Source organism: Jiangella anatolica, assembly GCF_003236295.1.
GTDB lineage: Bacteria > Actinomycetota > Actinomycetes > Jiangellales > Jiangellaceae > Jiangella > Jiangella anatolica.
Genome location: NZ_POTW01000018.1, coordinates 78,287 through 88,685, shown reverse-complemented (window position 1 = coordinate 88,685; position 10,399 = coordinate 78,287). Strand labels below are relative to the sequence as shown.

Sequence of the window (10,399 nt, the reverse complement as noted above, 5' to 3'; positions counted from 1 at the left end):
GAGTGGGGTCGGGCTGGGGGCATGCCGGGTGTCGGTACCAGTCCTCACCGTCGGCATCGCGCCAGGTTGAGATGGTGTTCTCGCCGCACCCGATGCACGGTCCGCCAGGCTGTTCCGGTGTCGCGGTCATCGGCCGGCCTCCTCACCCGCGAGCACGTGGCGGGCCACGGCCAGCCACCCGTTCTGGCGTGCAGGCGACATCGCGCCCCACGCGGACTCGATGCCCTCCTCGTTGCGGGCGACGGTGACCAGCTCCTCCGCCAGTCGCCGCACCCGCTCCTCCTCGGCGCGCTCCTGCTCCTTGGCGGCGGTGTCACGGGCCTCGATGTGGCGGGCGATGGCTTCGGAGGCGAGCATTCCGCTCCGACCGATCCGGCGCAGTAGGTCCGGGTCAGAGTCGTCCAGCCAGTAGCCGTGACCTCCGGTGCCGGGGTTGTCGACGGACAGGTTGCGACCTTCACCAACCTTCACGGCGGGCAGCTCGTCCTCGTAGACGATGGCGGCGATCTGTCGGCCATCTGGCGCCGGAAGATCGGAGTTGCCGAGGGCGTCGATGAGGTCGGAGATCGTAGCTCCGTTGCGATTGCTGTAGTTCGGCGCCAGCTCGTAGTTCATTACCCACCACATAGACCAGGCGTCTCGTTTGCTGCTCATGCTGTTACTCCATTCTCCTTGATGATCTTCTTGGCTTCGTTCAGTTGGGCGGCCAGGAGTCTGTTCGCCAGCTCCAGGCCATAGATGCGGTCCTCAAGCTCCGCAATACGCTTGTGCAGGTGTTCGTTGGCGGCCCGAATGTTCGGCTCCTGGTTCTTGAGTTCCCAGGGAAAGCCACCCTGCTCACGATCGAACTCGGCAATGGCCTCGATCTCTGTGACAGCCGCCTCCAGGCTCTTGTCATAGCCAGGCTCCGGGCGATTATCGCGCTCAGCCTCCACTGCCAGAATCTCGTCAATGGTCTCTTGGCGAATCAGCGGCTTGCTCATGCGGCGTCCTCGTGATTCAGGCCAGCGTTGAAGCCTTCGTCAAAGCCATCGTTGTAGCAGTTGTTGCAGCCCGCCACCTCGGCCGCTTCTACGCGAGCATCGATCTCGGCCTCAAGGTTTTCCTGGCCGGCCGAATAGCCGATCCGGAGCAACGCCAGGGCGTCTACGTCGTCCACGAGAGCGCCCCACAGGAGGCGCTCGTCGGGGTTTGGGTCTTCCTTGCTGTATGCGTGTCTGATGTTCATGGTGTCTCCTTGAGTAGGCCGGCGGCAGCCAGGGCGCGGGCGGCGTGATAGTCGTCCGTAACCGGGCCGCGCCCGTTGGGCTCATACGCCCCGGCCAGCACCTCGGCAACCTTGTTGATGAGTTCCTCGTTCACGTCAATGGCCCCTTCCCTAGGCGTATGTAGAACTCGCCAGAGCGGTTCATCCGCACTTCCATGCGGTGCTTGGTGCGACTGGCGATGCTGTGTGCGTGGTCCATCGCTTCCCGCTGGTCCGTGTAGGTGTTCAGCGGGATCTCGAACCAAGCGGACAGGCGCTGAGCTACGGCCTGCATCTTTGGGTTGATGAGGATTACCTCTGTGTCGATCACGACTCCTCTTCTCTTTGTCGAGATTGCACAAAGAAGGCCAGGACCGAAGTCCTGGCCAACTCAATGCCATCCGACGATTGGTCTAGGTTCAGGCGGCGAACACCTCAGTCAGTCGCGCCCGAAGGCGGTGCTTCTCGGCGCGCTCCTGATTCAGGGCAACGCGCGCCTCGCCCTCATCCGTGATGCCGTGATCCACGGCGTAGCGCCGAACCTCGGCGTCGAATCCTGCCTGGCGCTCTTGCGCCTCATTGCGCTTGCGCTCGCGGTGCGCACGCATAGCGCCCTTACCGCGCTTTCCACTGAAAGTGCTCATTGCTTTCCTCCTGTTGGTTGATTGTGGCCGTGGTATACAAATCGAGCCCACGCTCCCCAGGGGAGATGTACTCCGCTTGGCCAGGGGTAAGCCAGTCCCCTGAACTTGGGCACCCGAGGGGGGCTCGGGTGCGGCCTGGGGAGCGTGGGGCAAGACGGCAGGACGCGTAGTGGCCCGAGGGGGACTCCAACTGAATGGCTGACAAGGCTTTCGCCACGATGGCTACTTGCACCTGACTCCGCACCTTGGCGCGTACGCGTCCTGCCTGCTTGAGACGGAGCGAAGCTCCGTGTCGGGCTAAGCGCAGAGCGGACGCTCTGCGCTGTAGGTGCCCTAGTGCCGCTGTGACGCGGCTACCGCTACCTGCGCACGGAGCTGACGCTCCGCACACGTGGCCACGCACCTACGGTGCGCAGCACGGCTAGGGCTGGTGGTTCAGGGCTCTAGCTTGTAGAAGCCCACGGTGTTGCCATTGCTGTCGCGAGCGATACCCTCGGTCTCGCCGAAGCCGTCGATCCAGTTGCCGATGGTCTTGAGGATGTCCGTGATCTCCGTTGGGTTCTCCTCGAATGCGGCGTTGTCGGTGTTGATCTCGATGACGAGCTTGCCCATGGTCTGATCCTCTCAAGGGGTGTGGGTTGATGATCGGCTCAACGGCGAGAGAGGTAATCCTCCCGTGCTTCAGCGGCGTCGTCATCGAAGTAGCGACCGGCAGAAGCCCAGAACCCGGTCTCATCTGAGACGACCTCCCACGTAACCCACTCACCATCGGTCGATTGTGCCAGCACGGTTCCCCTCAGTGCTCCACTCTCGGAGCGCTCGACACTGGCAGCCCAGACCGTGGCCCCGTTGTGCATCTTGATCACGGCTCGATCCTCTCAGAACGTTGGGACTGATGATGCATGGCGAGCGCACGCCGTAGCGTGCGCCACCAAACAACTGTCAGTCGGCAGGCTTGATGAGTGTCAGCTCCGACGCGCCCACGGCGCTGCCGCCGCAGTCAGTGCAGGCGACGCGCACGAAGCCGCCTTCACGCTGATTGGCGACGACCTCGTGCGGGCCGTAGCGGTCATGCTGGACGAGGTCTCCCTCTCGATAGAGCCTCATTGGTTCACCTCCAAGGTGATTGTTTCGGCGAGGGTCACGAACGACGATCCCTGCCCGTTGCCCTGCTGCTTGGCATCCCAGTGACACCACGTGGAGTCTTCCTCCGGGCACGGCGGGAGGATGAGCATGAGGAGGGTGATCAGTAGCTCGGTCATGCTTCCTCCGGCTCCAGGTCGGCGGCCGGCTCCACTAGGTCGCGCATAGACCCGTCCCAGCGCACCTCCACCCAGGGGTGAAGCAACGGAGCGTTCGCGATCACCCACCCCGTCTCGCCTGTCCTGATGTGACGCACGCGGTCACCCATCTGATAAGCGCTCACGCCGACTCACCACCCTCACGCTTGGCCAGCTCTCTGGCCTCTCGGTCCTTCACGGCGTCCCGATAGCCACGGATGAAGGCCACGGTGTGAGAGCTGAGCTGGTGCTCGGTCTTCGTTCCCACGATGCCGTAGCCGTAGCCATCCATGTAGTCCTGGTCGCGGTGTTCTTGAGGTGTTGTGGGGGCGAACGAGCAGTGCTTGCCGTGTGTGTGGCAGTAGCCGTCGTTCATGTCCCACGAGTGCCGTGTCATTGCGTTGCTCCTGTCTCTCGTGCTCTAGAAACCAAGAAGGCCCGCGTTTCACACGCGGGCCAACCAAGTGCCTAGAGGATCCGCACGCCCCGGCTTGGGTCGATGACGGCGAAGCCGATCGGGCTGGCGAGCGTCGGGGTCTCGTCAACCTTGAGGCACCGCCTGCATGTCACCGGCTGGTCAGTCTCGATGTACGGCACGCCCGGACGGTTGAGTGCGCCGCAGGCGGGGAGTCCGCTCTGTGTCGCCTTGTGAACCACGCCGCCCCTAGCGCTGTAGACGTTGGTCATTGCTCTCACTCCCCAAAGAGAAAGCCACGTGCCGGATGCACGCGGCTCTTTCAATGGCTAGTGGTTGTGAACAGTGCCCCCTGGCAACACGGCCAGGGGGCACTTCGGAGATCCATGCATTGTCAGTGCGAGGTGCCCGAGTTCAGCCAGAGCTGGTCGGCCTCGCGGTAGAGCCTGGCGGCCCGGATGAAGTCGCCACGGTCGGCCAGGCGGTCGGCCTCGTTCATCAGTGCGTCGCGCTTGTTCATGGTCACTCCAATGAAAAGGCCACGAGCCTGAGTGCTCGTGGCGTCATCAAAGGGTGTGGTCGAAGGTGTTGCGGTTGGCTCCCGCGTATCGTCAGCCGGCTCTTCATCTACTGAGCTTCGCTCAGTGATGGAGGACACACACGGATGGAACGTCCGTGTGTACCTCGTCCTCGGGGTTCAGCCTGTCGGCCCGAGTGGTCATCGCCCTAGTGGCTCTTAGCGGGTGATCTCTGTTTAGCCTGGCCCCTTTGGTGCTGGGGTGGTGGGGTCTTGGTGACCTTGAGACCAACGTAGACTACGGCGGCCACAGTCGTCAATACCCATAGCCAAAGATCTTGGAAGTCGTGCGCGGGGCGGCGGCGACAGACCTAAAGCATGGCTGAGGTTAGGCATCTACGACAGGGCGCAGTAGGGGTGCTGGACACTGAGTATGGTGTACGCAGTGGGATGGGTAGGGGCGCATCGCGCCTCACTCACCCAAATACACGAGCACTTGCTCGCATTCCTAGCGCATCAGTTGGCATGGCCCACGATCATGCGCACGTGCGCACGTATGTGCGTGCACGTATAGCGTCCAGGCTGCGTATTCCGTCCCTACCATGCACACGGCTAGCGCCCTGCCGGCCTGGCTCTGTGTCCACAGGCTGAGGCACCACCGCACGCGCTGGAGCGCGTGGGTGAGGGGCGATTTCCTGCCACTTTGGCAGGATCTTGACCCCCCGATGCTTAATCCCGGGGCGCGCTCCTCATACTGTCCTCACTCCCAAATGCCCGTTAAACTCCAGCACCGTCAGACCCGTTGACTCCTGTACGTTCGAGTCCCAAACGGCCGACCGCCCACGGTCGGCCGTGGTTGACATACCATCCACATGCTGAGATTTTCCCGGTGAAACAGCCTCTTTTGGTAACGCTTAGATAACGATCACGCCATTTTCGCCGAAAATGGCGTTTGGAGAACCTGCCTTGGGGTGAGGGGTACTTAGTTCTTAGAGCTAAGCGCTTAGAGCCAAAGCTAGTAGCTCTAGCCGACCCCAAGGGAGGCTAGAGCGTTACCTAGACTCTTAGCTCTAGAGCTATAACACAAGCTGCCAAGGTCTTAGAACGCTTGGCTTAAGGGGGACCCCTTTCAGGGGGGTCCCCCTTCTCTTATCCACAGGGCAAAGAGCTTAGAGCCTAGCCCTAGCAGACCCAGCTCCCTGCGAACTGATCCGCTGGCGCGTCTCAGTTCTTCGGTCGCTGGGTCTTTGGTCCTCTCTCACTTTCCTTTCCGTCGCTGCCCACGAAGTGGGGTCTAACCCCCGAGTCGAAATCTGAGTAGGAACTGGGGGCTAGGTCTTGGTCACTGCCAACGACAAGCTCATCCAGTCCAATAGCGCCACCATGGACCGTGAGGCCAAGGGTCTTAGGCGCCGCCCCAAGGGCGGCCGGAAGACCACTGAGGCGGTCAAGGAGAAGGTCCTCGAACTCCTCGCCGACAACTACACCGTCGCCGATGCCCTCCATTACGTGGACCGGACCAAGGCCACGTGGAAGTACTGGAAGTCCAGCGACCCGGACTTCGCCAAGGAGGCCGACCGGATCATCGGTCGCCGCCGCGCCAAGCAGGCGCCCGAGGGCGAAGAGCACGTCGAGGTTCCCGACTTCCCGGTGTTCTGTGAGAAGTACCTGGGGTGGCGGATGTACCGCCACCAGCTCCAGTGGTTCGACATCCTGGAGGGACGCGAGCCCCGCGACCTCCACCCGTCGCAGACCTACGAGCCGGGCCGCGCGACCCACCTCATCATCAACACTCCGCCTAACCACGGTAAGTCCACGACCATCACGGTCGCCTATGTCCTGTGGCAGATCCTGAAGGATCGCAACGCCCTGGTCATCATCATCTCCAAGAAGCAGGAGCTGGCCGGCGACTTCATCAGCCAGATCAAGGACTTCCTGGCCAACCCTCACTACGAGGCGCTTCAGCGGGACTTCGCTCCGGACGACGGGTTCGAGAAGGCGTGCACGGAGTGGAGCAGCACGCGTATCCGCTTCGGCCCGACGCTTCGTGACCAGAGCGCCAAGGACCCGACCGTGCAGGCGGTCGGCCTCGGCTCCCAGATCTACGGTAAGCGCGCCACGCTCATCATCGCCGACGACTGCGTGGACACCACGAACGCGGGCGAGGTCGACAAGCAGTTCAACTGGCTGACCCGCATGGTGGCCACCCGCATCGGTGACGCCGGCCGCTTCCTCCTGGTCGGCACCCGCGTCGCCCCGGTGGACATCTACAAGGAGCTGCGCAACCCCGAGCGTTACGGTGGGGAGCCCTCCGGCTGGTCGTACTTCTCTCAGCCCGCCGTCGAGGACTTCGGCCCCACGCCCGAAGATCCCTCCACCTGGATCACCCTGTGGCCGCGCTCCAACAACCCGCAGGTAGGCGACAACCGCTCCGAGCCTGACACCGCTGGCGAGTACCCGATGTGGGACGGCGTCCGCCTCAAGCGGATGCGCCAGCTCGTGGGCGAGGACGCCTGGGTCCAGGGCTACCAGCAGATGGACCTGCAAGAGACGGCCATCTTCCCCAGGGACCAGATCAACGGCTGCATCAACCCGATGCGTATGGTGGGTCCGCTCAACCCCGAGGCGCCCGGTCACGACGGCGAGCACATGTCCGGCAAGCGGGTCATAGCCGGCCTGGACCCCGCCTCCAGCGGCCACACGGCCGCTGTGGTCATCGCCTACGACCCGTACACGCAGAAGCGCTGGCTGCTCGACGCGCACAACCAGGCGAACATGACCCCGGACCAGATCCGGAACCTGATGATCTCCTGGACCGAACGCTACGGCGTTCGGGAGTGGCGAGTGGAGAAGGTGCTCCTCTCCACCTGGATCACCCAGGACCTCACGATCACCCGCGAGCTGGCCACGCGGGGCTGCATCATCAGCGACCACATCACGACCCGCGAGTCCAAGTGGGACGTGGACGGCGGCATCCTCTCGCTCACGTCGCTGATCGTCGGTGGTGACCGAGACCCGAAGACCAACCTGCTCCAGCTCCCGTCGACGCGCACCGAGGCGGTGCGCGCCCTGACCGAGCAGATGGCTACGTACTTTCCGAAGACCAAGGGCAAGACCGACGTCCTGATGGCGCTGTGGTTCGCCGAGGCTCGCGTTCGCGAGCTGGCCGTCGCTCAGGACAACTTCATGTTCCGGGACTCGCCCTTCAGCACCGGATCCGACCGCCAGTACCAGCGAGTGATCGACCTGGGAAACCTCGACCCCGATGATCCAGTCCTCTGGTCCCCGTTCCATCAAAGGCGAATCGCATGACTGACATCATCCAGGCGTACAGCGAACTCAAGGCTGAGAACGCTGCCCGCGATGTTCGCCATGCCCAGGTCTCTGCCGTCAGGCGCGGTGACGTTCACGAGGTCATGCCCGGCCTGTTCCCCGACAACCTGCCCAAGCAGGTCACGGCGAACATGGTCAACATCGCCAGCCGGCAGCTCGGCGAGCAGCTTGGCGGCCTCCCGGACTTCTCGTGCAAGTCAGGTCGCCACAAGAGTGACCGCGCCAAGACGGCGGCCGAGAAGCGCACCCAGATCGTCAACGGCTTCGTCGAGCTGTCAAGGCTCCAGACGCAGATGCACGGCGGCGGGGACCGATACCTCTCGTTCGGCGCCCTGCCTGTCGTCGTTGAGCCCGACTTCGAGATGATGAGCCCGGTCTTCCGGGTGGACTCTCCGGTCGGCGCCTACTGGCACACCGACCTGTACGGCCGGGTGGTGCACTACTACAAGTGCTGGTACGACACGGCCGGATCGCTGGCCGCCAAGTTCCCTCAGCACGCCGACGAGATCCTGGGTCGCACCGCCTACAGCAACGGTGAGTCCAGCCAGACCCTCGAAGTAGTGCTCTGCAAGGACAAGTACGCAGACACCCTCTTCCTCCCCAGCAAGAACCTGGTGCTGGCCACCGCTGCCAACCCGATGAAGAAGACCCCGGTCTTCATCGCCGAGATGCCCAAGTGGGACGACGAGGTTCGCGGGCAGTTCGACGAGATGATCTGGGTCCAGTTGTTCCGGGCTCGCCTGTCCGCCCTCATCCTTGAGGGCGCCTGGGAGGCCGTCAACGCCCCGGTCGCAGTTCCCACGGACGTCAACCACCTGCCGACCGGCCCGCGCTCGATCATCCACACCAATAACCCCGAGGGCATCCGCCGCATCGGGATCGACCTCCCGCCGGCTGCGTTCGCCGAGAGTGCGAACCTGGCTAACGAAGAGCGCCTGGCGGCGCGCTTCCCGGAGGCGATGACTGGCAACCTGAACGCCTCGGTCATCACTGGCCAGGGCATCGGCGCCTTGCTGTCCACCGTGGACACGCAGATCCAGGTGGCTCAGTCGCTGTTCGCCCAGACCCTCCAGGACGCCGCTTCGTTCGCGCTGGAGATGGACGAGAAGCTCTTCGGCCAGGTAGAGAAGAGTGCCAAGGGTCGCGCCCAGGGCGCGCAGTATTCCATCAGATACACGCCCGAAAAGGACATCAAGGGCGACTACGAGGTCGAGTGCACCTACGGCTTCGCCTCTGGGATGGACGCCAACCGCGGCCTCATCTTCATGCTTCAGGCTCAGGGCGCGGGACTGCTGTCCCGCGAGACCATCATGGACCAGCTCGCCAGCCAGTTCGGGATCAACTCCTCTGAGGAGATGGCCCGGATGGACATCGAGTCCCTTCAGGCGGCGCTGCTGTCCGGTGTACAGGGACTGGGGGCTACCTTCCCCCAGTTGGCCCAGATGGGTCAGGACCCGCGCCAGGCGCTGCGTCAGGTCGCCACAGTGGCCGACCAGCGCCTGAAGGGCGTTCCGATCCACGAGGCGATCATCAAGGCGTTCGAGCCCACCCCTGAGGAGCAGGCCGCCGCAGAGCAGCAGGCCCAGGACCCGCTCGCCGCCCTGATGGGCGGCGGACCCGCAGGCGCCCCAGCCCCGGCTGGGGGCGGACCTCAGGACCTCCAGATGATGCTCGCCAACCTGTCGTCTTCTGGCGAGGCCAACATGCAGAACTCGATCTCCCGCATGATCCCCACCGCCGGTTAGGAACCCTCACATGGCACGTCGAGTCGCAACAGGCGGCGGACCCGTCAAGGTCACGCCGACGAACCTCCCGAAGAAGCGGCCGGCTCGTAAGCCGATCCCGGCGGACAAGCTGATCCGCGACCCCAACGCCCCGCGTCCTGCCACCTGGCGGCGTGGTGCCAAGAAGACCACGTCACCCGTGCGACGTCGGTCCCGCTGAACGCAGAGCCTCCCCGCACACGCGGGACTAAGGGGCTCTAGCTGTCTCCCTGCGTTCTGAGCGCGCCCCCTCCGCGCGCTCCGCAGGGCTGGCCGGGCCTCGCCCGTAAGGGGCTTGAGGCCCGGCCCTTCACGTCCGGTACCGCCAGCGAGGCTGGCCCAGGGCCGGGCTTCAGTCCGGTCGGACTAACCACCCGGCACAACGGATGCACCACCTGCATGGGACTAACACACTCCGGCTCGCCTCTGACTGTGGTGGTCATGCTGGCCGGGACCCCGTGCAGTGCCCGTGGGCTTTAACCGCGACGGGCTCTCAATCTTCGACGAAGGGTGCCGCATGAAGTGGGACTGGAAGCTGGTCGCCGGTCAGGCGCTCCACTGCGCCGCCTACATGACCAACAGCGTGGCCAATTTCTTCGAGTCGGTGCACGTGCTCATCGAGGCTGACGCCGACCGGCGCGCCGAAGAGGCCGCCTGGGTCAACGCCTTCGGCGAGCAGCTCAACTCCCTGCCCGAGACGGAGGCGTGATGCGCGGCGGAGACGACAACACCTGGATGGGTGACGGCGAGGACGACGACAAGGGCGGTGGCAAGTAGTGGCCAATGGCCAGCATGGCGGGTACCGCGAACCCGCGAACCCCGCCCCCGTGTCGGGGCCAGGCGCCCTCTCTCAGCGCACAGATTCTCAAGGAATCAGGAGATTACCGGATTCCAGGTACGGAGAATCTTCCGAGTTTGAGGAGATTCAGGCCGGCGCACCCATGGCTAAGGCCGCTGGCCCCGTCGATCCCTCCGGCGTCGTCCCGATGGACGCGCCCACCCAGTACCCCGAGCGTCCGGTCACAGACGGCGTGAATGCGGGCGCCGGGAACGGTGCCCCGGACCTCGACGAGGAAGACCTCCTCCGCCTTGGCAGCTACATGCCGGTCTTGAAGTTCGTCGCCTCGCTACCGAACGCAACCAACGCAACTCGTCAGTACGTGCGTCAACTGGCGGCGCGACAAGCAGTCTGAAAGGTGAG

17 protein-coding genes are annotated in these 10,399 nt (G+C 64.1%); 4 read left to right on the top strand and 13 right to left on the bottom strand.

The features are described 5' to 3' along the window. Positions 1-126 precede the first annotated feature (126 nt). The 13 genes from C1I92_RS10015 to C1I92_RS35255 all read right to left on the bottom strand — a co-directional run bounded on the left by C1I92_RS10015 (position 127) and on the right by C1I92_RS35255 (position 4,105). On the bottom strand, positions 127-615 hold the full coding sequence (locus tag C1I92_RS10015) for a hypothetical protein (RefSeq protein ID WP_111254519.1): 489 nt from the start codon (positions 613-615) through the stop codon (positions 127-129). A gap of 35 nt (positions 616-650) precedes the next feature. Further along, positions 651-983 (bottom strand): hypothetical protein, encoded by a 333-nt coding sequence (locus C1I92_RS10010; protein ID WP_111254518.1) that lies wholly within the window; start codon positions 981-983, stop codon positions 651-653. Continuing rightward, positions 980-1,228, bottom strand: coding sequence for a hypothetical protein (locus tag C1I92_RS10005; RefSeq protein ID WP_111254517.1), 249 nt, complete (start codon positions 1,226-1,228; stop codon positions 980-982). The genes C1I92_RS10010 and C1I92_RS10005 overlap by 4 nt, the downstream gene beginning before the upstream one ends. Then, positions 1,225-1,362, bottom strand: coding sequence for a hypothetical protein (locus tag C1I92_RS33755; protein ID WP_158564075.1), 138 nt, complete (start codon positions 1,360-1,362; stop codon positions 1,225-1,227). The genes C1I92_RS10005 and C1I92_RS33755 overlap by 4 nt, the downstream gene beginning before the upstream one ends. Further along, complete coding sequence (locus tag C1I92_RS10000; protein ID WP_111254516.1) at positions 1,359-1,577, bottom strand: hypothetical protein; 219 nt, start codon at positions 1,575-1,577, stop codon at positions 1,359-1,361. The genes C1I92_RS33755 and C1I92_RS10000 overlap by 4 nt, the downstream gene beginning before the upstream one ends. An 88-nt stretch (positions 1,578-1,665) precedes the next feature. Further along, entirely contained in the window at positions 1,666-1,890 is a 225-nt protein-coding gene (locus tag C1I92_RS09995) for a hypothetical protein (protein ID WP_146605087.1), read from the bottom strand. A gap of 435 nt (positions 1,891-2,325) precedes the next feature. After that, entirely contained in the window at positions 2,326-2,502 is a 177-nt protein-coding gene (locus tag C1I92_RS33750; protein ID WP_158564074.1) for a hypothetical protein, read from the bottom strand. Positions 2,503-2,540: 38 nt separating this feature from the next. Then, positions 2,541-2,756 carry a hypothetical protein gene (locus C1I92_RS33340; protein ID WP_146605086.1) on the bottom strand — a complete coding sequence of 72 codons (216 nt, stop codon included), beginning with the start codon at positions 2,754-2,756 and terminating at the stop codon, positions 2,541-2,543. Positions 2,757-2,832: 76 nt separating this feature from the next. Next, positions 2,833-2,997 carry a hypothetical protein gene (locus C1I92_RS33745; RefSeq protein WP_158564073.1) on the bottom strand — a complete coding sequence of 55 codons (165 nt, stop codon included), beginning with the start codon at positions 2,995-2,997 and terminating at the stop codon, positions 2,833-2,835. Next, positions 2,994-3,152 (bottom strand): hypothetical protein, encoded by a 159-nt coding sequence (locus C1I92_RS33740; protein WP_158564072.1) that lies wholly within the window; start codon positions 3,150-3,152, stop codon positions 2,994-2,996. Before C1I92_RS33740 ends, C1I92_RS33745 begins: the two co-directional genes overlap by 4 nt. A 160-nt stretch (positions 3,153-3,312) precedes the next feature. Then, entirely contained in the window at positions 3,313-3,546 is a 234-nt protein-coding gene (locus tag C1I92_RS09990) for a hypothetical protein (RefSeq protein WP_111254514.1), read from the bottom strand. 92 nt (positions 3,547-3,638) lie between these two features. Beyond that, positions 3,639-3,857, bottom strand: a complete 219-nt coding sequence (locus tag C1I92_RS33335; RefSeq protein WP_146605085.1) for a hypothetical protein — start codon at positions 3,855-3,857, stop codon at positions 3,639-3,641. Positions 3,858-3,979: 122 nt separating this feature from the next. After that, a complete protein-coding gene (locus tag C1I92_RS35255) occupies positions 3,980-4,105 on the bottom strand; it encodes a hypothetical protein (RefSeq protein WP_267896731.1) in 126 nt (41 codons plus the stop codon). A 1,335-nt stretch (positions 4,106-5,440) separates the two neighbouring features. Between C1I92_RS35255 and C1I92_RS09985 the strand changes: the two genes are divergently transcribed. The 4 genes from C1I92_RS09985 to C1I92_RS09970 all read left to right on the top strand — a co-directional run bounded on the left by C1I92_RS09985 (position 5,441) and on the right by C1I92_RS09970 (position 10,391). Further along, positions 5,441-7,414 (top strand): hypothetical protein, encoded by a 1,974-nt coding sequence (locus C1I92_RS09985; protein WP_146605084.1) that lies wholly within the window; start codon positions 5,441-5,443, stop codon positions 7,412-7,414. Continuing rightward, positions 7,411-9,180, top strand: a complete 1,770-nt coding sequence (locus C1I92_RS09980; RefSeq protein ID WP_111254512.1) for a hypothetical protein — start codon at positions 7,411-7,413, stop codon at positions 9,178-9,180. Before C1I92_RS09985 ends, C1I92_RS09980 begins: the two co-directional genes overlap by 4 nt. A 535-nt stretch (positions 9,181-9,715) precedes the next feature. Then, positions 9,716-9,907 carry a hypothetical protein gene (locus tag C1I92_RS09975; RefSeq protein WP_111254511.1) on the top strand — a complete coding sequence of 64 codons (192 nt, stop codon included), beginning with the start codon at positions 9,716-9,718 and terminating at the stop codon, positions 9,905-9,907. Between the two features lie 277 nt (positions 9,908-10,184). Further along, positions 10,185-10,391 carry a hypothetical protein gene (locus C1I92_RS09970; protein WP_146605083.1) on the top strand — a complete coding sequence of 69 codons (207 nt, stop codon included), beginning with the start codon at positions 10,185-10,187 and terminating at the stop codon, positions 10,389-10,391. Positions 10,392-10,399 lie beyond the last annotated feature (8 nt).